General features: G+C 72.0%; 18 protein-coding genes. 12 read left to right on the forward strand and 6 right to left on the reverse strand.

Going from position 1 to position 24,293, the window contains the following annotated elements:
• Positions 1 to 28 precede the first annotated feature (28 nt).
• Positions 29 to 1,216: a trypsin-like serine peptidase gene (locus tag ACFVT2_RS26250; RefSeq protein WP_390021832.1), complete on the reverse strand. Its 1,188-nt coding sequence runs from the start codon at positions 1,214 to 1,216 to the stop codon at positions 29 to 31.
• Between the two features lie 284 nt (positions 1,217 to 1,500).
• On the opposite strand from ACFVT2_RS26250, the gene ACFVT2_RS26255 reads away from it, so the two are divergent.
• The 5 genes from ACFVT2_RS26255 (at position 1,501) to ACFVT2_RS26275 (ending at position 9,593) form a co-directional block, all read left to right on the forward strand.
• Positions 1,501 to 2,895 carry a diaminobutyrate--2-oxoglutarate transaminase family protein gene (locus tag ACFVT2_RS26255; RefSeq protein WP_390021833.1) on the forward strand — a complete coding sequence of 465 codons (1,395 nt, stop codon included), beginning with the start codon at positions 1,501 to 1,503 and terminating at the stop codon, positions 2,893 to 2,895.
• Positions 2,892 to 4,916: an IucA/IucC family protein gene (locus ACFVT2_RS26260; protein ID WP_390021834.1), complete on the forward strand. Its 2,025-nt coding sequence runs from the start codon at positions 2,892 to 2,894 to the stop codon at positions 4,914 to 4,916. The genes ACFVT2_RS26255 and ACFVT2_RS26260 overlap by 4 nt, the downstream gene beginning before the upstream one ends.
• Positions 4,917 to 4,976: 60 nt before the next feature.
• Positions 4,977 to 5,657 (forward strand): GNAT family N-acetyltransferase, encoded by a 681-nt coding sequence (locus tag ACFVT2_RS26265; protein WP_390021836.1) that lies wholly within the window; start codon positions 4,977 to 4,979, stop codon positions 5,655 to 5,657.
• 113 nt (positions 5,658 to 5,770) lie between these two features.
• Positions 5,771 to 7,579 carry an IucA/IucC family protein gene (locus tag ACFVT2_RS26270; protein WP_390021837.1) on the forward strand — a complete coding sequence of 603 codons (1,809 nt, stop codon included), beginning with the start codon at positions 5,771 to 5,773 and terminating at the stop codon, positions 7,577 to 7,579.
• Positions 7,580 to 7,622: 43 nt separating this feature from the next.
• Positions 7,623 to 9,593: an ATP-dependent DNA helicase gene (locus ACFVT2_RS26275; protein ID WP_390021838.1), complete on the forward strand. Its 1,971-nt coding sequence runs from the start codon at positions 7,623 to 7,625 to the stop codon at positions 9,591 to 9,593.
• A gap of 109 nt (positions 9,594 to 9,702) precedes the next feature.
• On the opposite strand, the gene lexA is transcribed toward ACFVT2_RS26275, so the two are convergent.
• Positions 9,703 to 10,500, reverse strand: coding sequence for a transcriptional repressor LexA (gene lexA / locus ACFVT2_RS26280; RefSeq protein ID WP_390021840.1), 798 nt, complete (start codon positions 10,498 to 10,500; stop codon positions 9,703 to 9,705).
• Between the two features lie 562 nt (positions 10,501 to 11,062).
• Here lexA and nrdR point away from each other — a divergent pair.
• Together nrdR and ACFVT2_RS26290 are read left to right on the forward strand one after the other, a co-directional pair.
• Entirely contained in the window at positions 11,063 to 11,590 is a 528-nt protein-coding gene (gene nrdR / locus ACFVT2_RS26285; RefSeq protein WP_390021841.1) for a transcriptional regulator NrdR, read from the forward strand.
• Positions 11,591 to 11,711: 121 nt separating this feature from the next.
• Positions 11,712 to 14,597: a vitamin B12-dependent ribonucleotide reductase gene (locus tag ACFVT2_RS26290; RefSeq protein ID WP_390021842.1), complete on the forward strand. Its 2,886-nt coding sequence runs from the start codon at positions 11,712 to 11,714 to the stop codon at positions 14,595 to 14,597.
• A 235-nt stretch (positions 14,598 to 14,832) separates the two neighbouring features.
• On the opposite strand, the gene ACFVT2_RS26295 is transcribed toward ACFVT2_RS26290, so the two are convergent.
• Complete coding sequence (locus ACFVT2_RS26295) at positions 14,833 to 15,672, reverse strand: alpha/beta fold hydrolase (protein ID WP_390021844.1); 840 nt, start codon at positions 15,670 to 15,672, stop codon at positions 14,833 to 14,835.
• Positions 15,673 to 15,969: 297 nt separating this feature from the next.
• The gene (locus tag ACFVT2_RS26300; RefSeq protein ID WP_390021845.1) at positions 15,970 to 17,298 is read right to left on the reverse strand and encodes an MFS transporter; all 1,329 of its coding nucleotides are present in this window, start codon (positions 17,296 to 17,298) and stop codon (positions 15,970 to 15,972) included.
• Positions 17,299 to 17,525: 227 nt separating this feature from the next.
• Between ACFVT2_RS26300 and ACFVT2_RS26305 the strand changes: the two genes are divergently transcribed.
• Positions 17,526 to 18,041 carry a CGNR zinc finger domain-containing protein gene (locus tag ACFVT2_RS26305; protein WP_390021921.1) on the forward strand — a complete coding sequence of 172 codons (516 nt, stop codon included), beginning with the start codon at positions 17,526 to 17,528 and terminating at the stop codon, positions 18,039 to 18,041.
• Positions 18,042 to 18,115: 74 nt separating this feature from the next.
• Here the strand turns inward: ACFVT2_RS26305 and ACFVT2_RS26310 are convergent, their stop codons facing one another.
• Positions 18,116 to 18,637: a TerD family protein gene (locus ACFVT2_RS26310; protein WP_390021846.1), complete on the reverse strand. Its 522-nt coding sequence runs from the start codon at positions 18,635 to 18,637 to the stop codon at positions 18,116 to 18,118.
• Positions 18,638 to 19,580: 943 nt separating this feature from the next.
• On the opposite strand from ACFVT2_RS26310, the gene ACFVT2_RS26315 reads away from it, so the two are divergent.
• Positions 19,581 to 20,186, forward strand: a complete 606-nt coding sequence (locus ACFVT2_RS26315; protein ID WP_390021847.1) for a YdbC family protein — start codon at positions 19,581 to 19,583, stop codon at positions 20,184 to 20,186.
• Between the two features lie 9 nt (positions 20,187 to 20,195).
• Here ACFVT2_RS26315 and ACFVT2_RS26320 read toward each other — a convergent pair whose 3' ends face one another.
• Positions 20,196 to 20,903, reverse strand: coding sequence for a TetR-like C-terminal domain-containing protein (locus ACFVT2_RS26320; protein WP_390021848.1), 708 nt, complete (start codon positions 20,901 to 20,903; stop codon positions 20,196 to 20,198).
• Positions 20,904 to 21,022: 119 nt separating this feature from the next.
• On the opposite strand from ACFVT2_RS26320, the gene ACFVT2_RS26325 reads away from it, so the two are divergent.
• From ACFVT2_RS26325 to ACFVT2_RS26335, 3 genes are all read left to right on the forward strand, one after another.
• Positions 21,023 to 22,642 carry an ABC-F family ATP-binding cassette domain-containing protein gene (locus tag ACFVT2_RS26325; RefSeq protein ID WP_390021849.1) on the forward strand — a complete coding sequence of 540 codons (1,620 nt, stop codon included), beginning with the start codon at positions 21,023 to 21,025 and terminating at the stop codon, positions 22,640 to 22,642.
• Between the two features lie 73 nt (positions 22,643 to 22,715).
• A complete protein-coding gene (locus ACFVT2_RS26330; RefSeq protein ID WP_390021851.1) occupies positions 22,716 to 23,375 on the forward strand; it encodes a histidine phosphatase family protein in 660 nt (219 codons plus the stop codon).
• An 11-nt stretch (positions 23,376 to 23,386) separates the two neighbouring features.
• Positions 23,387 to 24,292: an ADP-ribosylglycohydrolase family protein gene (locus tag ACFVT2_RS26335; protein ID WP_390021852.1), complete on the forward strand. Its 906-nt coding sequence runs from the start codon at positions 23,387 to 23,389 to the stop codon at positions 24,290 to 24,292.
• The last annotated feature ends 1 nt before the right edge of the window (position 24,293 follow it).

Consider the following 24,293-nt stretch of genomic DNA (forward strand, 5'->3'; position numbering starts at 1 on the left):
CCGGGGTCCGGCGCCACCCGTCACGTCCTTACTGCTGGCTCGCCCACTTCTTGCTCATCGAGTCGAAGATCGACTTGGCCTCGGTGCCCAGGTGCGGGCCGGCCAGCCACTGGGCCGGACGCGGCCCCATCGACGTGTTGGAGACCAGCACCGGCTTGCCGTCCGAGCCCTTGATGAACCAGGGACCACCGGACGAACCACCGGTCATGGTGCAGCCGATCCGGTACATGGTCGGCTTCTTGGCGTCCAGCGTCAGCCGGGTCGGCTTGTCGGTGCAGGACTGCTGCGCCGCGCCGTCGAACGGTGCCTCGGCCGGGTAGCCCTGCGCCGTCAGACCCGGGATCTTCGCCATCGCCGGGGCGTTGAAGTCCACCGTGTAGGCGCCGCCGGCAATCTCCTCCAGCGACTTGCCGCCGGTGCTCTCCTCCGGCTTCACGTGCATCAGCGCGAAGTCGTACGGAGCCATCGGCACGCCCGGAACGGCGCCGCCGCCGGCGATCCACTCCTTGGACGTCGCCATGTCGTCGGCCCACCACTTGCCCGACGGAACCCGGTCCTCGAACGGCGTGGTCTTCATCTGGGCGGCCGACACACCGGTCCGGTTGAAGTTCGGGACGAACATCATGTTCCGGTACCAGCCGCCGTTCTTGCCGGCGTGCACGCAGTGCGCAGCGGTCCACACGAGGTTGGACTTGCCCGGGTGCGCCGGGTCCTTGACGACGGTGGCGGAGCAGCGGGACTCACCCTCCGGCGTGCTGAACAGCAGCAGGCCGACGCCCGGCGCGGTGGAGGTGTAGGGCGTCTTCACCGGCTGCGCGGTGACCGCGGCCGGCTCCGGGTCGGTCTTGCCCTGGTCCTCGGTGATGTCCGAGGACTTGCTCGGGTCCTGCGGGGGCTTGACCTTACCGATCTTGTCCGGGTTCCAGAAGTTCTTGATGACCGGGTTGATGAACTCGCCGGCCTCGCGAAGCCACTTGTCCTTGTCCCAGTTCTTCCACTCGCCGTTCTTCCACTTGTCCAGGTCGACGCCGTGTTCCTTGAGCTTGTCCTGGAGATCCTTGGGGATCTTGATCGCACCCCCGCCCGTGGTGTCCTGGGCCGACTCGGTCGGCTTGGCATCCGCGTTGTCGCCCGACGGCCCGCAGCCGGTCGCGGTCAGCGCCACCACGGCGGTGAGGGCGGCGGCGGCCAGGACTGGCCGACGTATCGATCGCATGGGTGAGTTCTCCCCCTGTGTCAAACGGACTGAGCCGGTACGGCTCATGAGCGGTGCCCCGGTCCGGTACTTGTCATGAACCGCAAGATCCGGGTGCAGCCCCCCACTATGCCGGTGTTCGGAGGGACGGCGGTACCCGGGGCCTCGGTTCCCGGCCGTCAAGGATCTTGCCGTCGGCCGTGTTCCCACAGGGGTGCCGTCGTTGGTACGTACGGGGGACGGCCGGGCTGCCCGCCGGGCCCGCGCGGTATCCAGCAGTTCACCAGCAGGAGGACACAACTGCCGTGGCGTTGACCGAAACCGTGCCGGTGGCCGCGCCGCCGGCCCACGAGGGGATCCTGCGCCGCCAGGCCCTCCGTGAGTCCGCCGCCCGTACGTATGCGCGCTCGCTCCCGATCGTCCCGGTGCGCGCCCGTGGGCTGACCATCGAAGGCGCCGACGGCCGCCGCTACCTCGACTGCCTCTCCGGAGCCGGCACCCTGGCGCTGGGCCACAACCACCCCGTGGTCCTGGAAGCCATCCGCGCCGTCCTCGACTCCGGCGCGCCGCTGCACATCCTCGATCTGGCCACCCCGGTCAAGGACGCCTTCACCACCGAGCTGTTCGCCACCCTGCCCGAGGAGTTGGCGAAAAACGGGCGGATCCAGTTCTGCGGCCCGGCCGGCACCGACGCCGTCGAGGCCGCCTTCACCCTCGTCCGCACCGCCACCGGCCGGGACGGCCTGATGGCCTTCTCCGGCGCCTACCACGGCATGACCGCGGACGCCCTGGCCGCCTCCGGGGGCGCCCGCCACCCCGGCGTGGCCCGACTGCCCTACCCGTACGACTACCGCTGCCCCTTCGGAACCGGCGGCGAGCGCGGCGCCGAACTCTCCGCGCGCTGGACCGAGAACCTCCTCGACGACCCCAAGGGCGGGGTGCCCCGGCCCGCCGGGATGATCCTCGAACCGGTCCAGGGCGAGGGCGGCGTGATCCCCGCGCCGGCCGGCTGGCTGCGCCGGATGCGGGAGATCACCGCCGCCCGCGACATCCCGCTCATCGTCGACGAGGTACAGACCGGCGTCGGCCGCACCGGCACCTTCTGGGCCGTCGAGCAGAGCGGCATCGTGCCCGACGTCCTCGTCCTGTCCAAGGCGATCGGCGGCAGCCTCCCGCTCGCCGTCATCGTCTACCGCGAGGAACTCGACGCCTGGCGCCCCGGCGCGCACGCGGGCACCTTCCGCGGCAACCAACTCGCCATGGCCGCCGGCACCGCCACCCTCGCCTACGTCCGCCGCAACGGCCTCGCCGCCCGCGCCGCGGAGCTCGGCGCCACGATGCTCACCCGGCTCCACGGACTCGCCGCCGCCCACGACTGCATCGGCGACGTCCGCGGCCGCGGCCTGATGCTCGGCATCGAGCTCGTCGACCGGGACGCCGACGCCGACCCGCTGGGCGCCCGCCCCGCCGCCCCGGTCCTCGCCGCCGCCGTCCAACGGGCCTGCCTGGACCGCGGCCTGATCGTCGAACTCGGCGGCCGGCACTCCGCCGTCGTCCGCCTGCTGCCACCCCTGACCCTCACCGACGAACAGGCGGACGCGGTCCTCGACCGCCTCGCCGACGCCGTCGCGGCAGCCGTCCGCACCACCCCCGGGCCCATGGGCTCGTCCCCCACCACCCTGCGAGGCACCCCCGCATGAACGAACGCCCCGGCCCCGACGGCACCCAGGCGGCCGAACGGCTCTCCGCCCACCACCCGGGCGCCGGCCTCATCGAACCGTCCGTCCCCCGCCAACAGCGCCGCCCCGGCGACGACACCTGCCACCAGCAGACCCCGGCCGCCGGCCGCCGCGACCCCGGCCGGTACGACCCCGTGCGCCACCCCGACGCCGACCCCCTCGACCACCCGGACCCGGCCGTCGCCGCCGACGCCGCCGGCATCGAGAATCTGCTCCGCTGCTGGCTCCGCGAGCACGGCACCCCCCGCCCGGCCGGCGGCCGGCTGCGCCTCCCGCTGCACGCCACCGCCACCGCCCTGCACATCCCCGTCCGCTACTGGTCATCCACCGGCTGGCACCGCCTGGGCGCCCCCACCCTCGAAGGCACCCCGCCCGGCTCCGCCCCGCTGGACGCCGTCACCCTGGCCGCCCTGCTGCGCCGCGAAGCCGCGCACGGCGGCGACCGGCGGGCCTCGGACGGCGGCGAACACCGGGTCGCCGACGGCGACGAGCCGCCCGCCGCGGACGACGCCCCGCAGGCCCCGGACGGCGACGGCGCCGAACTGGTCGGCCGGGTCGCCAACTCCGTCCGGACCACCGCCCTGTTCATCGCCGACCGGCGCGCCCACCCCGCCGAGGACCAGGGCTCCCGTTTCCTCGAAGCCGAACAGTCGCTCCTCCTGGGCCACCCCCTGCACCCCACGCCCAAGAGCCGCGAGGGCCTCACCGAGGCCGAGACCCGCGCCTACTCTCCCGAACTCCGCGGCGCCTTCCCGCTGCACTGGATGGCCGTCCACCCCTCCGCGGTCGCCGCCGACTCCGCCTGGACCGAGCGCGGCCGCACCGTACCGGCCGCGCAACTCGCCACCGAACTCGCCGACGACGGACTGCCGCTCCCCGACGGCACCGTGCCGCTGCCGCTCCACCCCTGGCAAGCCCGTGACCTCGCCACCCGCCCGGAGACCGCCGCCCTGCGCGACGCCGGACTGCTGCACGACCTCGGCCCGCACGGCCCCCGCTGGTACCCCACCTCCTCCGTCCGCACGGTCTGCCGCCCCGGGTCCCCCGCGATGCTCAAGCTCTCCCTCGGCCTGCGCATCACCAACTCCCGCCGGGAGAACCTCCGCAAGGAACTGGTGCGCGGCGTCGAGGTGCACCGGCTGCTCCGCACCGGCCTGGGCGCGCAGTGGCGGGCCGCCTTCCCCGGCACCCCCGGCTTCGACATCGTCCGCGACCCCGCCTACCTCGCCGTCGACGGAGTGGACGGCGCCCCCGTCCAGGGCCTCGACGTCGTCATCCGCCACCAGCCCTTCGGCCCCACCGACGACGCCGTCTGCATCGCCGGGCTCACTGCCCCACGCCCCTGGCCCGGCCACGGCGCGATGCGTTCCCGCCTGGAGAGCGTGGTCGGCGCGCTCAGCGCCCGCACCGGCCGGCCGGCCGGTGCGGTGGCCACCGAATGGTTCCTGCGCTACCTCGAAGCGGTCGTCCGCCCCGTCCTCTGGCTCGACGGGACGGCCGGCGTCGCCCTGGAGGCCCACCAACAGAACACCCTCGTCCTGCTGGACGCCGACGGTTGGCCGGCCGGCGGCCGTTACCGCGACAACCAGGGCTACTACTTCCGGACCTCCCACCGCGCCGAACTGGAACGCCGACTGCCCGGCATCGGCACCACCAGCGACACCTTCGTCGCCGACGACGTCACCGACGAGCGCTTCGCCTACTACCTCGGCATCAACAACGTCCTCGGCCTCATCGGGGCGTTCGGCGCGGCCCGTCTGATCCGCGAGGAGATCCTGCTCGCCGCCTTCCGACGGTTCCTCGCCGACGCCGCGGCGGCCCCCCGCGCCCACCGCTCGACGCTGCCGGAGCGGCTGCTCTCAGCCCGCACCCTGCGCTGCAAGGCCAACCTCGCGACCCGGCTGCACGGCCTGGACGAACTCGTCGGCCCGGTCGACACCCAGTCCGTCTACGTCACCCTGTCCAACCCGCTCGCGCCCTAGGCCGCGCCGTCTGTCGTCGCCGTCGTCACTGTCGTCCCCAGTCCCACAGGAGTGCGTCACGTGCCACCGACCGAATCCGGCCTCACCTCCGCGCCGGACGACACCCTCGGCGACCTGCCCACGCCCGACACCGGCGCGCCGCCGCCCGCTGCCCCCACCCCGGCCGCGGGCCCGCTGCTGGACGACCTGGCCGGCTGGCCGCCGGCCGACACCCCCGCCGGGCCGTTCGCCCTCGTCCCCGTGGACCCGGACCGCGACCTGGACCGGATCACCGCCTGGATGAACGACCCCGCTGTCGCCGCCTTCTGGGAGCTGGCCGGCTCCCCGGACATCACCGCCGCCCACCTGCGCCCCCAACTGGCCGGCGACGGCCGCAGCGTGCCCTGCCTGGGCGTCCTGGCCGGCGTCCCGATGAGCTACTGGGAGATCTACCGCGCCGACCTGGACCGGGTCGCCCGCTACTACCGGGCCCGGCCCCACGACACCGGCATCCACCTGCTCATCGGCGGCGGCCACCACCGCGGCCGGGGCCTCGGCACGACGCTGCTCCGCGCCACCGCCGACCTCGTCCTCGACCACCGCCCGCGGTGCGGGCGCGTCATCGCCGAACCCGACCTGCGCAACACCGCCTCCGTCGCGGCGTTCCTCGGCGCCGGCTTCCGCTACGCCGAGGAGATCCAACTCCCGGAGAAACGCGCGGCGTTGATGGTCCGCGACCGCGCCCACCGCCACCAGCTCTGACACCGAGGCCGTCCGTCGACGGCCCCGGTCCGGTCCGCCATCCATCCGCCGGCCCGGTTGTCCCCCGCACGAGCCGGTCCGGTCCCGTACCGAGGAGTCCCACCTTGTCTCCCGTGCCCCGTCCCTCCGCCCCCGCCGGCCGGCCCGGCCCGACCACCGCGTCCGGCCGGCGCCCGTCGTCCGACGCCTGGCAGCACGCCGCCCGCCGGCTGTTCGCCAAGACCCTCGCGGAATTCGCCTACGAGGAGATCCTCACCCCCGAACCCGACGGCACCGCCCCCGACGGCAGCCCCCGCTACCGCCTGCCGATCACCGACGACCTCACCTACCGCTTCACCGCCCGCAGAGGCGCCTACGGACACTGGCGCATCGACCCCCACTCGATCACCCCGCACGCCGATCCGCTGCGCTTCCTCACCCACGCCCACGACACCGTCCTCGGCCTGTCCGGCGACACCACCGGTCACCTCATCCGCGAACTGACCGCCACCCTCGCCGCCGACACCCGCCTGGACGCCACCGCGCTCAGCGCCGCGGAACTCGCCGACCTGGACTACGCCGCCCTCGAAGGCCACCAGACCGGCCACCCCTGGCTCGTCGCCAACAAGGGCCGGCTCGGCTTCTCCGCCGCCGACGCGGAGACCTGGGCCCCCGAGGCCCGCACCCCGCAGCGGCTGCCCTGGCTCGCCGCGCACCACCGCCTCGCCCACTACCGCGGCGTCCCCGCCCTGGCCACCCCCGACCGCCTCTACAACGAGGAGCTCGACCCCGCCACCCGGCACGCCTTCGCCACCACCCTCACCGACGCGGGCCACGACCCGGCCGACTACCTCTACCTCCCCGTCCACCCCTGGCAGTGGGACGAGACCATCGCCCCGCTCTTCGCCCCCCAGCTCGCCGACGGATCCCTCGTCCCGCTGCCCACCGACGACGACCTCCGGCTCCCGCAGCAGTCGATCCGCACCTTCCTCAACCTCACCCGCCCCCGGTCGCGCACCGTCAAACTCCCGCTGTCCATCCTCAACACCCTGGTCTGGCGCGGCCTGCCCACCGAGCGCACCCTCGCCGCCCCCGCCGTCACCGGCTGGGTACACGGTCTACGCGACGGCGATACGTATCTGCGCGACGAGACCCGGGTGATCCTGCTCGGCGAGACCGCCTCCGTCACCGTCGAGCACCCCCTCTACGACCGGCTGCCCGGCGTCCCCTACCAGTACAAGGAGCTGCTCGGCTGCATCTGGCGGGAGCCGCTCGCCGGCTACCTCGACCCGGGGGAGCGCGCCCGCACCCTGGCCTCCCTGCTCCAGACCGACCCCGCCGGCCGCGCGCTGACCGCGGAACTGGTGCACCGCTCCGGCATGCCCGCGCGGATCTGGCTGGCCCGACTGTTCGCCGCGCTGCTGCCGCCCCTGCTGCACTTCCTCTACCAGTACGGCACGGTCTTCTCCCCGCACGGCGAGAACGCCATCGTCGTCTTCGACGAGGACGACGTCCCCACCCGCCTGGCCATGAAGGACTTCGTCGACGACGTCAACACCAGCGCCCAGCCGCTCCCCGAGCACGACCCCATGCCGGAGGACGTCCGGGCGGTGCTGCTGACCGAGCCCCCCGCCTTCCTCACCCAGTTCATCCACTCCGGCCTGTTCGTCGGCGTCTTCCGCTATCTCGCGCCGCTGTGCGAGGACCAACTGGGCGTTCCCGAGGCCGAGTTCTGGTCGCTCGTCCGCGCGGAGATCCTCCGCCACCACGAGCGGTTCCCGCACCTCAAGGAGCGGCAGGAGACCTTCGACCTGCTCACCCCGGAGATCGAGCGGCTGTGCCTGAACCGCAACCGGCTGCATGTGGACGGCTACCGCGACCGCCGCGACCGCCCGCACGCCGCCGTCCACGGCACCGTCCCCAATCCCCTGTACGGTCCGTGACCGACCCGCGCTGTCAGTGGTCCCGCGTAGGCTTGCAGACGCTATGACGAAGCCCTCTCTCCCCGATCTGCTCCACGCCGCCGTATCCGCCGTCGGCGGCACCGAGCGGCCCGGCCAGGTGGCCATGGCCGAGGCCGTCGCCGAGGCCGTGGACGACCAGGCCCACCTGCTGGTGCAGGCCGGCACCGGCACCGGAAAGTCCCTCGGCTATCTGGTGCCGGCGCTGGCCCACGGCGAGCGGGTGGTGGTCGCCACGGCCACCCTGGCTCTCCAGCGCCAGCTCGTCGAGCGCGATCTGCCGCGGACCGTCGAGGCGCTGCATCCGCAGCTCCGCCGACGGCCGCAGTTCGCGATGCTCAAGGGCCGCTCCAACTACCTCTGCCTGCACCGTCTCCATGAGGGCGCCCCGCAGGACGAGGAGGACGGCCTCTTCGACGTCTTCGAGCAGGCGACGCCGACCAGCAAGCTCGGCAAGGACTTGCTGCGGATGCGCGACTGGGCGGACGAGACCGAGACCGGCGACCGCGACGACCTGACCCCCGGCGTCTCCGACCGCGCCTGGGGCCAGGTCTCGGTCTCCTCCCGGGAGTGCCTGGGCGCCTCGAAGTGCGCGTACGGCGCGGAGTGCTTCGCCGAGGCGGCCCGGGAGCGGGCCAAGCTCGCCGATGTGGTGATCACCAACCATGCGTTGCTGGCGATCGACGCCATCGAGGGCGCCCCGGTCCTGCCGCAGCACGAGGTCCTGATCATCGACGAGGCCCATGAGCTGGTCTCCCGGGTCACCGGAGTGGCCACCGGCGAGCTCACCCCCGGCCAGGTCAACCGCGCCGTCCGCCGTGCCGCCAAGCTGGTCGACGAGAAGGCCGCCGACCAGCTCCAGACGGCCTCGGAGACCTTCGAGCGCCTGATGGAGCTGGCGCTGCCGGGCCGCCTGGAGGAGATCCCCGAGGAGCTCGGCTACTGCCTGATGGCGCTGCGGGACGCGGCCCGCACGGTGATCGTCGCGCTGGGCTCGACCCGCGACAAGTCCGTCCAGGACGAGGACGCCGTCCGCAAGCAGGCCCTGGCCGCGGTGGAGAACGTCCACGGCGTCGCCGAGCGGCTCGCCAACGGCTCCGAGTACGACGTGGTCTGGTGCGAGCGCCACGACCGTTTCGGCGCGTCGCTGCGGGTGGCGCCGCTGTCGGTGTCCGGGCTGCTGCGGGAGAAGCTCTTCACCGACCGCTCCGTGGTGCTGACGTCCGCCACCCTCAAGCTGGGCGGCGATTTCAACGGCGTGGCGGCCTCGCTGGGCCTGGGCCCGGAGGGCACCGCGGGCGATGACGAGCCGGTGTGGAAGGGCCTGGACGTCGGCTCGCCCTTCGACTACGGCAAGCAGGGCATCCTCTACGTCGCCAAGCACCTCGCCCAGCCCGGCCGGGAGGGCAGCCGTACGGACATGCTCGATGAGCTGGCCGAGCTGATCGAGGCCGCCGGCGGGCGGACGCTCGGGCTGTTCTCGTCGATGCGCGGTGCCCAGGCCGCGGCCGAGGCGATGCGCGGACGGCTGGACATGCCGATCCTGCTCCAGGGCGAGGAGACCCTCGGCGAGCTGATCCGGAACTTCGCCGCGGACGCGCGGACCTGCCTGTTCGGCACGCTGTCGCTCTGGCAGGGCGTCGACGTGCCGGGCCCCAACTGCCAGCTGGTGGTGATGGACCGGGTGCCTTTCCCGCGCCCCGACGACCCCCTGATGAGCGCCCGGCAGAAGGCCGTGGAGGAGGCCGGCGGCAACGGCTTCATGGCGGTCGCGGCGACCCATGCCGCGCTGCTGATGGCCCAGGGGGCGGGCCGTTTGGTCCGGGCCACTGGTGACCGCGGTGTGGTGGCGGTGCTGGACCCGCGCGTGGAGCGGGCCCGCTACGGCTCCTTCCTCCGCAAGTCCATGCCGAACTTCTGGTACACCACCGACCGCAATCAGGTCCGTCGTTCGCTGGCCGCCATCGACCAGGCGGCCAAGACGGCGGGGGAGTAGCCGGGAGCGGGCCCTGTCAGGACGGGGGCCCCGTCAGGACGGCGCAGAGCCCCGGGACGGAACCGGCGCAGTGGTTCCGTCCCGGGGCTCGGTCGTGAGGGCGGGGCGGTCAGACCCGACGCAGCACCGCGACCACCTTGCCGAGGATGGTCGCCTCGTCGCCGGGGATGGGCTGGTACGCGGAGTTGTGCGGCAGCAGCCACACATGGCCGTCCTCGCGCTTGAAGCGCTTGACGGTCGCCTCGCCGTCGAGCATCGCGGCGACGATGTCGCCGTTCTCGGCGACCGGCTGGCGGCGGACGGTGACCCAGTCGCCGTCGCAGATCGCCGCCTCGATCATGGAGTCACCCACGACCTTCAGCACGAACAGCTCGCCGTCGCCGACCAGCTGGCGGGGGAGGGGGAAGACGTCCTCGACGGACTCCTCGGCGAGGATCGGGCCGCCGGCCGCGATCCGGCCGACCAGCGGGACGTAGGACGCGGCGGGCTTGCCGGCGGTATCCGTCGCCGCGCTCGTCGGCTGGTCCGAGGCGCGCACCTCGTACGCCCGCGGGCGGTGCGGGTCGCGGCGGAGGAAGCCCTTCCGCTCCAAGGCCATCAGCTGGTGGGCGACGGACGAGGTGCTGGAGAGCCCGACGGCCTGGCCGATCTCCCGCATGGACGGTGGATATCCGCGGCGCTGCACCGAATCCCGGATCACTTCGATCACTCGGCGCTGGCGGTCGGTGAGCCCGGAACTGTCGGCGCGAATACCCGGGGGGCGCCCCGGCAGCGAGCGAGTCGGCTTGTGTTCTTCGGAGTCCGACGTGGTGTCTTCCATCGGCCGCGGTGCCCTTTGCGGTTGTTCGAATCGGCTCGGGGAGTGGCTTTGTGCGGTGATGGTCGCGCTGTCTGCGGTGGTGGTCACGTCGGCCCCTCTCGAAATGTTCTCCCTAGTTAGCCAACGGTAGTTGCTTTCGAAAGGTTGCGCCAAACACACGTTCGAGTGAAAAATTCCGCGATTGGCTGACCTGATCAAGCAGTGCGGTGTATGGCCGAATGGCAATTCGGGCCTCCGGGACGTCGTCCCGCTCCGGATTCCCGCCCGGAATCCGATCCGGAATGCCGGCCGGAACCCGTCCCGAAAAGCAGTGAACTGCACCGCGGCGGAGCCTCTCCGCGGCCTCGCCGATTGTGTCATCCCCGCCCCTCCGGTCCCCGCGCCGGGTGGCTTCCCGTACCCTCTTGGACGGCCCGCGGGCGCGCCGCGACCGCGACACGCGGTAGGCAGATATAAGCGCCCCGACACCACATCTAGTGCTTAGATGCGGTCGGCCACCTACAAGTTGTGGTGTCGGGTCCTTCGGGCCCCAGGGATCGCCTATGCTTGTGGCTGCTCCGAAGGGCCCGTACGGACCGGCCGGAGGCCAGTCGCCGTACGCCGGTTCCGTTGGCGTGCGTCCGTTTCCGAGGGTGAGGAGGGTGGAGCCATGCACTGCCCCTTCTGCAGGCACCCGGACAGCCGGGTCGTCGACAGCCGCACCACGGATGACGGAACGGCGATCCGCCGGCGCCGCCAGTGCCCCGACTGCTCCCGCCGTTTCACGACCGTCGAAACGGCATCGCTGATGGTGATCAAGCGGAGCGGGGTCACCGAGCCCTTCAGCCGTACCAAGGTCATCGCCGGGGTGCGCAAGGCGTGCCAGGGGCGCCCGGTCACCGAGGACGCCCTCGCCAAGCTCGGCCAGCGGGTCGAGGAGGCGGTGCGCGCCACCGGAAGCGCCGAGCTGACCACCCATGACGTCGGGCTCGCCATACTGGGCCCGCTGCAGGAACTCGACCTCGTCGCGTACCTGCGCTTCGCGTCCGTCTACCGGGCGTTCGACTCACTTGAGGACTTCGAGGCGGCCATTGCCGAGCTGCGGGAGCAGCGCGAGCAGGGGCCGCCCGCGTGCGGCGGGACCGACGAGGAGGCCGGCGAGCCGGCCGTTCCCGTGCCCGCCACCACTGCCGACTGAGTTCGGCACACATCCAGACCTGGGCCGGGGCGAGAGCAGGGCGCCCCGTTCCCGGAAAGACATACACCGTGCCACGGAATTTGTGTGCACATATGGGCGTTTGCCCGTATAGGGAGGCGGCATGACAGAGACGACGAGCGGCCCGGCACGAGGCTCCCGCGCCAAGGGCAGCAAGGCGGGCAAGGGTCTGCGCATCGAGCGCATCCACACCACCCCCGGCGTGCATCCGTACGACGAGGTCGAGTGGGCGCGCCGTGACGTCGTCATGACCAACTGGCGCGACGGCTCGGTCAACTTCGAGCAGCGTGGCGTCGAGTTCCCCGATTTCTGGTCGGTGAACGCGGTCAACATCGTCACGAGCAAGTACTTCCGCGGCGCGGTGGGCTCCCCGAACCGGGAGTCGAGCCTCAAGCAGCTCATCGACCGCGTGGTCAAGACGTACCGGAAGAGCGGCGAGGAGAACGGTTACTTCGTCTCCCCGGCCGACGCTGAGATCTTCGAGCACGAGCTGGCCTACGCCCTGCTCCACCAGGTCTTCAGCTTCAACTCCCCGGTGTGGTTCAACGTCGGCACCCAGCAGCCGCAGCAGGTCAGCGCCTGCTTCATCCTCTCCGTGGACGACTCCATGGAGTCGATCCTGGACTGGTACAAGGAAGAGGGGATGATCTTCAAGGGCGGCTCCGGTGCCGGCCTGAACCTCTCCCGCATCCGCTCCTCCAAGGAGCTGCTCTCCTCCGGTGGCAACGCCTCCGGTCCGGTCTCCTTCATGCGCGGCGCCGACGCCTCCGCCGGCACCATCAAGTCGGGTGGCGCCACCCGCCGCGCGGCCAAGATGGTCGTCCTGGACGTCGACCACCCCGACGTCGAGGCGTTCATCGAGACCAAGGTCAAGGAAGAGGAGAAGATCCGCGCGCTGCGCGACGCGGGCTTCGACATGGACCTGGGCGGCGACGACATCACGTCCGTCCAGTACCAGAACGCCAACAACTCGGTCCGCGTGAACGACGAGTTCATGAACGCCGTCGAGTCCGGCGCGAAGTTCGGGCTGCGCGGCCGGATGAGCGGCGAGGTCATCGAGGAGGTCGACGCCAAGGGCCTGTTCCGCAAGATGGCCGAGGCCGCCTGGGCCTGCGCCGACCCCGGCATCCAGTACGACGACACCATCAACCACTGGCACACCTCGCCGGAGACGGGCCGGATCACCGCGTCCAACCCGTGCAGCGAGTACATGCACCTGGACAACTCCTCGTGCAACCTCGCCTCGCTCAATCTCCTGAAGTTCCTCCGCGCCGACGACAAGGGCAACCAGTCCTTCGACGCCGCGCGGTTCGCCAAGGTCGTCGAGCTGGTCATCACGGCCATGGACATCTCGATCTGCTTCGCGGACTTCCCCACCGAGAAGATCGGCGAGACCACCCGCGCCTTCCGCCAGCTGGGCATCGGCTACGCCAACCTCGGCGCGCTGCTGATGGCCACCGGCCACGCCTACGACTCCGACGGCGGCCGTGCGCTGGCCGGTGCCATCACCTCGCTGATGACCGGCACCTCCTACAAGCGCTCCGCCGAGCTGGCCGCGGTCGTCGGCCCGTACGACGGCTACGCCCGCAACGCCGACGCCCACAAGCGCGTCATGAAGCAGCACTCCGACGCCAACGGCGTCGCGGTGCGCATGGACGACCTGGACACCCCGGTGTGGGCCGCGGCGACCGAGGCATGGCAGGACGTGCTGCGCCTCGGCGAGAAGAACGGCTTCCGTAACGCGCAGGCGTCGGTGCTGGCCCCGACCGGCACCATCGGCCTGATGATGGACTGCGACACCACCGGCGTCGAGCCGGACCTGGCGCTGGTCAAGTTCAAGAAGCTGGTCGGCGGCGGCTCCATGCAGATCGTGAACAACACGGTCCCCAAGGCGCTCAAGCGGCTCGGCTACCAGCCCGAGCAGGTCGAGGCGATCGTCGCCCACATCGCCGAGAACGGCAATGTCGTCGACGCCCCCGGCCTCAAGTCGGAGCACTACGAGGTCTTCGACTGCGCCATGGGCGAGCGCTCCATCTCCCCGATGGGCCACGTCCGCATGATGGCCGCGGCCCAGCCGTTCCTCTCCGGCGCGATCTCCAAGACGGTCAACGTCCCGGAGACGGCCACCGTCGAGGAGATCGAGGACGTCTACTTCCAGGGCTGGAAGCTCGGCCTGAAGGCGCTCGCGATCTACCGCGACAACTGCAAGGTCGGCCAGCCCCTCTCCGCCAAGAAGAAGGAAGCGGAGAAGAAGGTCGCGGTCGCCGAGCCGACCGCGGCGAAGAAGGTCGTCGAGTACCGCCCGGTCCGCAAGCGCCTTCCCAAGGGCCGTCCGGGGATCACCACCTCCTTCACGGTCGGTGGCGCCGAGGGCTACATGACCGCCAACTCCTACCCGGACGACGGTCTCGGCGAGGTCTTCCTGAAGATGTCCAAGCAGGGTTCGACCCTCGCGGGCATGATGGACGCCTTCTCCATCGCGGTGTCGGTCGGCCTCCAGTACGGCGTGCCGCTGGAGACCTACGTCGCGAAGTTCGTCAACATGCGCTTCGAGCCGGCCGGTATGACCGACGACCCGGACGTGCGGATGGCGCAGTCGATCGTCGACTACATCTTCCGCCGTCTGGCGCTGGACTTCCTGCCGTTCGAGACCCGCTCGGCGCTCGGCATCCACTCCGTCGAGGAGCGCCAGCGCCACCTGGAGACCGGCTCGTACGAGCTGCCCGAGGACGAGGTCGACGTGGAGGGCCTGGCCCAGTCCGCGCCGCGGCAGACCGAGCCGCTGAAGGAGGCCGCGCCGACGCCCAAGGTCGTCGAGGAGGTCGCCGCACCGGCCCCCAAGCAGGCGCACACCAACGCCGAACTGGTCGAGATGCAGCTGGGGATCAACGCCGACGCCCCGCTCTGCTTCTCCTGCGGTACCAAGATGCAGCGGGCCGGCAGCTGCTACCTCTGCGAGGGCTGCGGCTCGACCAGCGGTTGCAGCTGAGTCCGGCGCCCCACTGGGGCGGCGGCCGATGATCGGCCGCCGGGCGTGAGCTGAACAGGGCGGCGGCACCGGGAGGACCCGGGGTCGCCGCCCTGCTGTTTGCGGTGTGGCGGGGCCGTCCTGCGGCGGGGGCCGTCGCCCCGCCGCGAAGCCTTGCGCGGGCGGGGGTGCCCGGGGCCGGTGGGGTGCGTGTCCGGCTTTCGGCGGTCCGCGGCGGCTCGCGGGGTGGACTGGTCTACGGGAGGAATTCCCTGATGGTCCGGGTGAAACGATCCGGGTCGTCGAGCCAGGGGTGGTGGCCGGCACCCGGCTGGACGGTCAGCGTGGCGCCGGGCAGCAGCGCGGCGATCTCCGCGGCGACCCGGGGCAGCGGACCGCTGTCCAGCTCGCCAGCGAGGAGCAGCACCGGCACGTCCAGCACGGCCAGGGCGGCACGCGTCGCGACCGGGTCGAAGGCGCCTTCGGCGGCGTACCGCTCCCCGGCCTCCTCATTGCTCTGTGCCACCTCGGACGCGGCGTGCTCCTGCGCGGCCGCGTCCCAACGGCCGTAGAAGAACGGGGCGATGGCGTCCCAGTCGGCGTCCGTGGCGGAACCGGCCCACACCGTCTCGTAGCAGCGGTACGCGGCCGGGAACCACGGTTCGGCGGACCGCAGGGCGGCCGCTTCCCGCCGGTGCGCCTCGGTGAAATCGATGCCCAGGGCGCGGGCCCGGGCGGTGACCAGGGTGAGGCTGCGGATTCGCCCCGGAAAACGGGCCGCGTAGAGCAGGGCGAGATCGCCCGCCGCGGAGTGCGCGAGAACGTCGACTCGTTCGAGTTCGAGGTGTGCGCGGAGCGCCTCGACGTCGTCCACTTGCCGGTCGCAGCGGTAGGTCGCCGGGTCGGCGGGAATGCCGGAATCACCGGTGCCGCGGAGATCGAGCCGGATCAATTGGCGATGGGCCGCCAATCCCCCCAGATCGCCGAGGTAGGCGGAAGCGCGCATCGGGCCCCCGGGAAGACAGAGCAGCGGCTCGCCTTTCCCTACGACGTGATAGGCGAGCGTGGTCCCGTCGGACGCGGTGAGAACAGACATGGCGGTAATCCTTGGCGCGCGTGAACCGTGCGGCAAGCGGTTATGCCGAGGGCATGGTGAACGGCGGGGAATCGGGAAATTGCGATATTCCGTTGGGGGAGGGGGTGGGGAGGGGGCTTTGGGGGGCTGGTGGTCCGGTGGATTGATGGGGTACGGGGTTAAGTGGTTTGGCGGGGTGGTGATTTGGTCGCTTGCGGGTCGGGTGGGGTCGGGTCGGGCTGCGGCGGGTCGGGTCTCACTGTGTGTGCGCTATTCACCCGGCTGTATTGCGGTGATCCGCGGTGGTTTTGGCGTGTATCAATGGGCGGCCTCGCGTCGTGGTGGAGGGAAGTCGTCGAGAGCTACCGGTCCTCCTGCGTCACCCTGCGGGTGCGGATCCCGGTCTCCGTCCTGAGCGGGGTGAGGCGGCGGGACGGCTGCGGGCCGGGGATCGGGTATGGGGGATCGGAGGAGCGCATGGAGCAGTGCGGCGGCGGCCTGGAGGGCGGCGATCCCCAGAAGTAGGGCAGGCGGTGGGAGTGTCGCGGCCAGCCCCGTGAGCCCCGCCCCGCAGGCCGCTGCCGTGATCTTCATGCCGGCCCCCAGGGTGAAGACCTGGGCACGTACGGCCGCCGGGGCATGGTCGGCGCGGATCCGTAGCGTCGCGGTCAGCAGTGGTCCGTCGCACAGCCCGGCGAGGACGAACAATGTCACGGCGGCGGCCGGCCATGGGATCAGCGCGGCGGCGGCGAGGGCCGAACCCGTGCCCAACAGGGCGATGGTGGCCGTCAATTGGGGCGTTACCCGCGGCCGCCACCGGGCGACGGCCAGGGATCCGGCGAGCGCCCCGATGGCGAAGGCGGTCATCAGGGCGCCGCCACTGCCCGGGTGGCCGCGATGCGCGGCGAGCAGCGCCGTGGTGGTGGTCAGCCCACCGATCCCGACGAACGCCAGGCAGGTGGCCGCGGTGATCGCCCGCAGCTCCCGGACGTGCAGCACGGCGGCCAGGCCCGCCGTCGCGTCGGACCGGCCCGCGGCGGGCCCGTCGTCGGGGTGTTGGCGACCGGACCGCTCGCGTCCGTGGAACAGCCCGGGGGCCAGCCCGGCGGCGATCGCCGCCACCCCGGCGAGCAGCGCCATCGCCGGGCCCGGTGACCACAGTCCGGCGACCACGCTCACTGCGGCCGGCCCGGCCACCGAGGCGGCGTTGTAGACGGCGGCGTCCAGCGCATAGGCGCGGTCGCGCGGCGGTCCCGCCGGAATCAGAACGGCGATCAGCCCCGACAGCCCGCCGGAGACCAACGGGCCGCAAGCGCCGCCGATCAGGGCCACCGTCAACGTCACGGCGACGGGGGTGCGCCCGGTGAGCAGCGCCAGTGCCGCGATGGCCGCGGCGAACCCGCCAAGTGCCGCCAGGTGGAAGAGCCGGGGCCGGCGGGTTCGCGCGGCGAGGGTGCCCACCAGGGGAGCGGCGAGCACATGCGGCGCCATCCAGGAGGCGAGGAGGAACGCCCCCTGGGCGGCACTGCCGGTACGGGCGAGTGTCAGCAGCACCGCCGCCACGGCCATGCCCTCCTCGGCCAGCCTGGCGAGCAGGGCGACGGCCAGATAGCGCGGTAATCCGGCGGGGTTGCGCTCGGTGTGCATGGGGTCGGGCCCCTCCCGTCCGACAACTTCGTAACGGCTTACCACAATAAGACGTTACGGTGGAGTGGAGTCGGCTGCTGTGCGGGATGCTGTAGGCCGCCGTTCCACGGCGGTAACAGCACAGCAGGGAACGGGAATTCGGCATGGGTACCAACACCGGTGGCGACGGAGCCGAAGTCGGTGGCAGTAGTGGCACCGCGGCGCACGGCTTCCGGCCCGCGGAGCGGATGATCGACCTCGCCAACGCCGTGCGGGCGGTGCCGGACCTGCCCCGCGCCGCCCTCGTGGAACTCCTCGCCCGGCATGGGGAGGGTCCCGACAGCCTCGCCGAGCAGGCGTTCTCGGAGCGCGACGCAGACGAACTGCGCGGCGCCGCAGCGAGGATCGCCGGCCTCCTCACCGAGACCGACACCGACCGGGCCGCCCACGCCCTCAATGCGCTGCTGGCAGCCTGCGGCGCGCGGCCTCGGCTCTCCCGGCACGGCGGCCACCCCTGGCATCTGCATGTCGACCGCGGGGACGACGCGGGCTGGGCCGATTGGTTCCTGGCCTCCAGCGCCCTGGCGCTGGCCCAGATCCTGACCGAGTACGGCCGCGTCCCCTGGGGCGAGTGCGCGGCGTCCGGCTGCACCACCCTTTATCTGGGGACCGGCCCGGGGAGCGCCCGCCGCTACTGTTCTGCGGCCTGCGCCACCCGGGAGCGAGTCGCGGCCCACCGCCGTCGCAAGAGGGAGAGCGGGTGACAGGTGCGTCGAGCAGGCGGAACGCCGGAGGGGAGGCGGCCGCCGCCTCCCCTCCAGATCTGCCGCCGTACCGGTCAGCTGCCCATCAGCCTGCTGAACGCGTCCGGCTCGGCGTCGAACCCGCGCAGTACGGCCTGGAACCGCCATTCGCCGGAGGCGTCCCGCGCGAACTCGGCGACGGCCGCCGCGGTGGAATCCGCGACTCCGGCGAAGTCGATCCGCGCCAGTGTGGTGTAACCCTCGCGTACCTCGATGAGAGTGTTCGCCACCTCGCCGAAGACCCTCCGGCCGTGCAGCTGTTGGATCACCACGCCCACCACGACGCGGGAGTAGCGCTCGGACAGCCGCTCCAACTCCAGCGTCATGACCTCGTCGTCACCGAACCCCTGGCCGGTCCGGCTGTCCCGGTTGAGGGTGATGGTCCCGTCGGGTGACCGACTGTCGAAGTGCACCAGGTAGGCCGGTTCACCCTGCGGCGCGTCCGTTGAGTACGTCGCCGCAATGATGTCCAGGTCGATGTCCGGCTCACCGATGGGGCTGGGATCCCATCCGAGCGCCACCACGACCTTCTCGATCCCCTTGTTGAGCGTGCTCACCGGGCTCCCCTTCCGTCAGCTCCGCGGCCCAGCCCGTCCGCGTGCCCGCGGACAACTCCCCGGGATTTCCCCGTGTTCGACCATCGTGCCACGCTGCCGGGGACGTCGACCCGGTAAGTCCGCGGCCATCCAGGGGTGTTCTTGCACCGAGCGCAAAGAGCCCGTCATCTTCGGCGCAATGAATGCCATTGCCTCGGTGCAATGTTGTCATTGAGTCTGGTGCGATGGTCCATTGTGTCGAGTGAGTGGGCCTCGGTAAGTCGAGGCATTTGAGGTGCTGCTCACTCCCAATATCGGCAAGTCGACACTGTTTCCGCGGCGTTCATGCGGCGGGCAGAGCAAGTCCGGTGGTCTGGCCCGCCGTTCGAGCCGCCACTTCGCGCCGCCGCTGTGCCCCGCACGGGCGCGCGTGAGAGTTCGGCCGTCAAGGACATCCAACTGCGGTCACCCCAGTTGGTAGTGGTGGCGGAGTCCGCACGGTGGTGCGCACCGGAACGGACCCGTGGGCCCGGGGCGCGGTTCCGGGAGACGGTGCAGCTAGGCGCGGTCGGTGTACACCCTAGCGCCCTTGTGCCGCGCCACTCACCCGCCGTGAGGGCGGTAATCAACGCCCCTGCGCGGCGAAGCAATGCCTCTGTACGGCGAAGCAATGCCCTGGTACGGCGAAGCGCTGCCGCAAGCCTCTTGGCGGGTGTGGGGCTGGCTGCTGCTCGCTCGGCGTCGGGCAAGGCCGGGCAGCGAGGCCGAGCATTGAGGCAGCCATTGATGTGGGCGGCGATGCGGACAGTGATGTGGGCAGTGAGGCCAGGCAGCGTACGTTCCCGTACGCCTCTCTGGCTGCCCTGGTGCTGCTGTGCACCGATCCGATGCCGTAAGGGAGTTCGGGGCGGACGGTAGCCGCCGTGCAGCGGCTACGGCGGACATCGGGCCGTACGATGGCGCGGTGCTGGTCAAGTGGATTCGCCTTACCGTCGTGGACCGCCGAGGGTTCGAACGGGGGCAGCGGAAATGGGCCGGGCTGCTGGGCGAGCCCGGCTTCCGGGGGCAGGCCGGGGGCTGGAGCCGGTCCCGGCCCGGCGTGGCCCACCTGGTCGGTTTCTGGGAGAGCCGGGCGTTCTACGACTCCTTCATGGCGCGGTCGCACGACCGGCTGGCGTCCGCGCAGACCGGCACCTACAAGGACACGCAAATCCGACTGTTCGAGCACGAATTCGACGTGAAAGTGGGGTTCCGGCCGGCCTTCGGGGACGCGGACGTGCTGCGGTTGGCGCACTGCCAGGTGCGCCCGGACCGGGTGGACCACTTCGTGCTCATGCAAGAGAAGGTCTGGAACCCCGCGATGGCCGGATCGCCCGGCATGCTCCGGGGGATGGTCGGCCGGGCGCCGGGGGAGGAGTTCCTGGTCCTGTCGATGTGGCAGTCGGCGGCCGAGCGCGGCAAGTACCGCCCGGAACGGGTGGAACGGCTGGCACTGCGGGCCCAGATAGCCGCCGACATCCAAGCGATCGCGGGCGACGTGGTGCAGCTCGAACCCTCCTGGACGGTGTGAGCGCCGGGCTCAGCCCGCCCGCTCCGGCGAGCCGGACGCGGCGCCGGCCGGCCGGCCGCGAGTGAAGACGCCCGCGCGGGCCGCGGCCAGTGCCGCCGCAGCGGCCTGTTCGGCGAGTGCCTCATCGATCGGTTCCCGGGTGATGAAGAGCCGGAAGAGCAGGGGGGCGGAGACGGCCCGGACCAGCGCCCCGGCGTCGACGGCGGCGCCCTGATCGGCCGGTAGCTCCCCCCGGTGGACGGCGCGCTCGACGATGGCCTCGCAGCGCGCGAACCGCTCGGTGTAGTAGGCGCGCAGCGCCACGGCGGCCCGCTCCGACTGGAAGCCGGCCGCGATCATCGCGGAGCCCGACGCGGCCGCCGCGGGTTCCGCAAACGAGGTGACGACCTCGTGGGCGAGCGCACGCAGATCGCCCTCCAGGGCCCCGGTGTCGGGCGGCAGCCAACTGTCCTCGCCCGCCAGGTCCAGGGCATCGGCCAGCAGGCCCTCCACGTCCCCCCAGCGGCGGTAGAGCGTCGTCTTGTGCACCCCGGAGTGCTCGGCGACGTATTCGACGGTCAGCCCGGGATAGCCGAGCTCGGTGAGGCCGGTCAGCACGGCGTCCCGGACGGCGGCCCGGGTGCGCGCCGTGCGCCCGCCGGGGCGCCGGGCGCCTGGGGTGAGAGAGGGCGCCGCACCGTCGCCCTCGGCCTGCTTCTTCTCGTCCTCGCCAGGCAAATGCAACTCCAGTTGTGTTAGATGGTCCGGTGTGTCATCCTGATCGTAACGCAACTCTAGTTGCGTTTGATAGTGGGTCGTGCCGCCCGGCGCGCCCGTGGCATCACTCGGAGGATCACGTGCCCACTCAGGTCTCACTGCACGACGTCACCAAGGCCCACGCCGACCGCCCCCTCTTCGACCGCGTCTCCCTGGCCGTGCGCCCCGGCGAACGGATCGGGATCGTCGGGGAGAACGGCGCCGGCAAGTCCACCCTGCTGCGCATCATCGCCGGCCTGGAACCACCCGACGAAGGCCGCGCCGTCCTCACCGCCGACGGCGGCACCGGCTATCTCGGCCAGACCCCCGACCTCCCTGGGGACCACACCGTTCAGGACGCCATCGACGCCGCGCTGGCCGAACTCCGCGGCATCGAGCGCCGCTTGCGGTCCCTGGAGACCGCCCTCGAAGACGCCACCCCGGCACAGCTCGACGAGTACGGCGACCTGCTCACCCGCTTCGAACTGCGCGGCGGATACGAGGCGGACGCCCGTGTCGACCGTGCCCTGCACGGCCTGGGGCTGCACGGTCTGGACCGCGGCCGGCTCCTCGGCAGCCTCTCCGGAGGCGAACAGGCCCGGCTCGGCCTCGCCTGCCTGATCGCCGCCTCGCCCGAGGTCATGCTCCTCGACGAACCGACCAACCACCTCGACGCCACCGCCCTGGACTGGCTGGAGGAGGCCCTGCTCGCCCACCGTGGCACGGTCCTCGCCGTCTCCCACGACCGGCTCTTCCTCCAGCGCATCGCCACCGCCGTCGTCGAGGTCGACGCCGACCGCCACGCCCTCGTCCGCTACGGCGAGGGGTACGGCACGTTCCTCGCCGCCAAGGCCGCCGCCCGCCGCCGCTGGGAGCAGGAATACGCCCAGTGGTGCGACGAGGTCGCCCAGCTCACCGAGCACGCCGCCGGTGCCGCACACGGCGTCGCCCAGGGCCGGGCCATGAAGGACAACAACAAGATGGCCTACGACCGGGACCGGGGACGCGTCCAGGCATCCGTCTCCAGCCGGGTGCGCAACGCCCAGGAACGGCTCCGCCGGCTCCGCGCGGAGCCGGTTCCCCGGCCGCCGGAGCCGCTCCGCTTCCAGGCGGCCCCCGACACCGGCGAAACGACCGGCACCCTGGTCCGCCTCGACGACGTCCGGGTCGGCGACCGCCTCGCGGTGGACACGCTCACCGTGTCCGCTGGCGACCGCGTCCTCGTCCACGGCGCCAACGGCGCGGGCAAGACCACCCTGCTGCGGGTCATGGTGGGTCTGACCGCACCCGACAGCGGCACGGTCGTCCGCCGGGGACGCATCGGCTTCCTAGCCCAGGAGATCCCGGTATCCCGCCCCACCGAGCCGCTGCTGGCCGCCTTCGGTCGCGGCCTCACCGGTGACGCCGACGAGCTGGCCGCCCTGCTGCTGTCCTTCGGCCTGTTCCGGGAACGTGACCTCCACGTCCCCGTCGGGGCGCTCTCGGCCGGCCAGCGCCGCCGCCTGACACTGGCCCGACTGCTGGCCCGCCCCGCCGACCTACTGCTGCTCGACGAACCCACCAACCACCTGGCCCTCGCCCTCGTCGAGGAACTGGAGGAGGCGTTGACGGCCTGGCCCGGTGCCCTGGTCGTGGTCTCCCACGACCGCCTGCTCCGCCGCCGCTTCACCGGCCGCCCCTACGAGATACGCGACGGCCGACCGGTCCTCGCCGCCTGCTGAAGGAGCGCGGCTCCCTCAGCAGCCCCGCCCGCCACACACGGCATGTACAGGGCAGGCGTTTTACGCTGGCCGCATGGCCCGGCCCCGACGCATCGTCCTGCTCCGCCACGGCGAGTCCGTGGGGAACGTCGACGACACCGTCTACGAGCGCGAGCCCGACCACGCGCTCGCCCTGACGAAGAGCGGGCTGCGCCAGGCCGAGGAAGCCGGCCGTAGGCTGCACGCGATGTTCGGCAACGAACGGATCTCCGCCTACGTATCGCCGTACCGCCGCACCCACCAGACCTTCCGGAGCCTCGACCTGGACCCCGGCAAGGTCCGGGTCCGCGAGGAGCCCCGCCTCCGCGAACAGGACTGGGGCAACTGGCAGGACCGCGACGACGTACGACGCCAGAAGGCGTACCGCGACGCCTACGGCCACTTCTTCTACCGCTTCGCGCAGGGCGAGTCCGGCGCCGACGTCTACGACCGGGTCGGAGCCTTCCTGGAGAGCCTCTGGCGCAGCTTCGAGGACCCCCACCACCCGCCCAACGTCCTGATCGTCACGCACGGCCTCACCATGCGGCTGTTCTGCATGCGGTGGTTCCACTGGTCGGTCGCCGACTTCGAATCGCTGTCCAACCCGGGCAACGCCGAATGGCGCACCCTGCTCCTCGGCCCGGACGGCCGCTACACCCTCGACCGGCCTTTCGACCGCTGGTGTGAACCCGAGCCTTACGGCGTCACCGGTTAAAGTGCACAGCGATGACGACCCCTGATCCTCGTGACGCGGACCGCAGTACGCGGGCTCTGGCGAGCCTGCGTGGCCTCTCCGTGGGCGACGCCCTCGGATCGCAGTTCTTCGCCCCCAGCCACTACCCCTCCCTCAAACGCCGCGAGCTGCCGCCCGCGCCGTGGCGGTGGACCGACGACACCGAGATGGCCTGCTCCGTCCTGGCCGTGCTCACCACCCACCACCGCGTCGACCAGGACGCCTTGGCCCGCTCCTTCGCCGACCACCACGACGACGGTCGCGAGTACGGCCCGGCCGTCGACCGCCTCCTCCGCCTGATCCGCGCGGGCGGCGACTGGCGCGAGCTGGCCGCCGCGCTCTTCAACGGCCGCGGCTCCTGGGGCAACGGCGCCGCCATGCGCATCGCCCCCCTCGGCGCCTGGTACGCCGACGACCCCGAGCAGGCCACCCACCAGGCGGAGATCTCCGCCTACCCCACCCACCAGCACCGTGAGGCCGTCGTCGGCGCCATGGCCGTGGCCGCCGCGGCCGCCCTGGTCGCCGACCCGGCCCGCACCCTCGGCCCCGAGGAGCTGATCGACGGCGTACTGGCCCTGATCCCGCGCAGCGCCGTACAGGCCGGTCTGCGCCGGGCCCGCGACATGCTCGACTACGCCGACCCCGGAACCGTCGCCGCCGTCCTCGGCTGCGGACGCCGCACCAGCGCGCACGACACGGTGCCGTTCACCCTGTGGGCCGCCGCCCGCAACCTCGGCAACTTCGAGCAGGCGTTCTGGACCACCGCCCGGGCCGGCGGCGACGTCGACACCACCTGCGGCATCGTCGGCGGCATCGTCGCCGCGGCTCCCGGCGGCACCCCACCCCAGGAATGGCTCGACCGCACCGAGCCGCTCCCCGCCTGGACCCCCGCCCTCTGAC

This window comes from Streptomyces sp. NPDC058000 (assembly GCF_042886435.1).
GTDB lineage: Bacteria > Actinomycetota > Actinomycetes > Streptomycetales > Streptomycetaceae > Streptomyces.